The organism is Aeromonas sp. QDB11 (assembly GCF_027705265.1).
Lineage (GTDB): Bacteria > Pseudomonadota > Gammaproteobacteria > Enterobacterales > Aeromonadaceae > Aeromonas > Aeromonas allosaccharophila.
Genome location: NZ_JAPDBM010000171.1, coordinates 1 through 1,425, shown reverse-complemented (window position 1 = coordinate 1,425; position 1,425 = coordinate 1). Strand labels below are relative to the sequence as shown.

The window sequence follows — 1,425 nt, the reverse complement described above, 5'->3', positions numbered from 1 at the left end:
GGCGTTAATGGGATGGTCGCCCCTCCCCAAAATGGCATCAGAGTGCCAAAGTGGCGAATGTAAGTTCCCACTGATGAGAGAGGCGACCACCATGAAGGCTACGACTATCGGCATCGATCTGGCAAAACATCTCTTCCAATTACATGGCGTTGATCAACATGGCAAGACGGTCCTCAAGCGACAGTTGAAGCGGGATCAGATGCTCTCATTCTTTAGCAATCTTCCTCCTAGCCTGATCGGCATGGAGGCATGCGGCAGTGCCCATTACTGGGCCAATAAATTGCAAGGGCTGGGGCATACCGTCAAGCTGATGGCGCCTCAGTTCGTTAAGCCCTATGTAAAGACCAACAAGAACGATGCTGCGGATGCAGAAGCTATTTGTGAAGCGGTGACTCGGCCCACCATGCGGTTCGTGCCGATAAAGAGCAGCGAACAATTGGCCATCCTGGCCTTGCATCGTGCTCGACAAGGCTTCATCAAGGCCAGGACTGCTCAAGCCAACCAGATCCGTGGCCTGTTAGCAGAATACGGGTTCATCCTTCCTCAAGGCATCACCCACATAGGCAAACACGTTCCCGAGCTGCTGGAGGACAGTGAAAACGGCTTGCCAGGAACGTTTCGCCATTTGTTAATGCGACTTCACGAGCACCTCAAGATGCTCGACAAGCAGGTCAATGAATTGGAGGACGCGATCGTTCGCTGGCATAAGGACAGTGCCGCCAGCCAAACCTTAGCCCAGCTGCCAGGTATCGGCCCTATCACCGCAAGCGCACTGGTTGCTTCCATCGGCAATGCGAAAAATTTCAAGAATGGCCGGCAATTGGCCGCGTGGCTGGGGTTAGTGCCACGGCAACACTCCAGCGGTGGTAAGCAGAACCTGCTTGGGATCAGCAAGCGTGGCGACAGCTATCTGCGCACCTTGTTAATTCATGGCGCTCGGGCGGTGCTACGAGTAGCAGAACGCAAGGAGTCGTTCTCGAGAAGCTGGTTGGCTGGGGTGATGGCACGGCGCAACCCTAACGTGGCGGCGGTAGCGCAAGCCAACAAGACGGCTAGAATCATCTGGGCATTGCTGGCACACGACAGAAAATATGATGCCCACTACGGCATGGCCGCATGAAAAGCAGGTTTGGCAATGTATGGGCGGATTGACAATCCTATGACCAAAAATTGGTAAAGAAGCACCGATTGCACAGGCAATCATGAAGTGATGGCGAGACAGGTCAGACCGTGGCTGGTAAAACCCGAGGGAAACAAAGTACTTCCAAGTACGTGGCGTTGATAGCGGAGCCAGCCAGCGAATTCCATCAGGGATAGAGGCAGTAGCCTCGATCAAAATCCGGATCTATGGCTGCAATCTCCACCTGACTCACTTTCATGGATTGAGGGCTTGGCAAACCGGGGCGACCATCTATGTTTCCCAAA

1 protein-coding gene is annotated in these 1,425 nt (G+C 53.9%); it reads left to right on the top strand.

Annotated features, from left to right (window positions below):
- Nucleotides 1–91 precede the first annotated feature (91 nt).
- A complete protein-coding gene (locus OKC40_RS22450; protein WP_270797026.1) occupies nt 92–1,120 on the top strand; it encodes an IS110 family transposase in 1,029 nt (342 codons plus the stop codon).
- Nucleotides 1,121–1,425 lie beyond the last annotated feature (305 nt).

Coding starts and splice junctions, on each gene's coding strand:
- OKC40_RS22450 (WP_270797026.1), top strand. CDS start 92: ATGAAGGCTACGACTATCGGCATCGATCTGGCAAAACATCTCTTCCAA.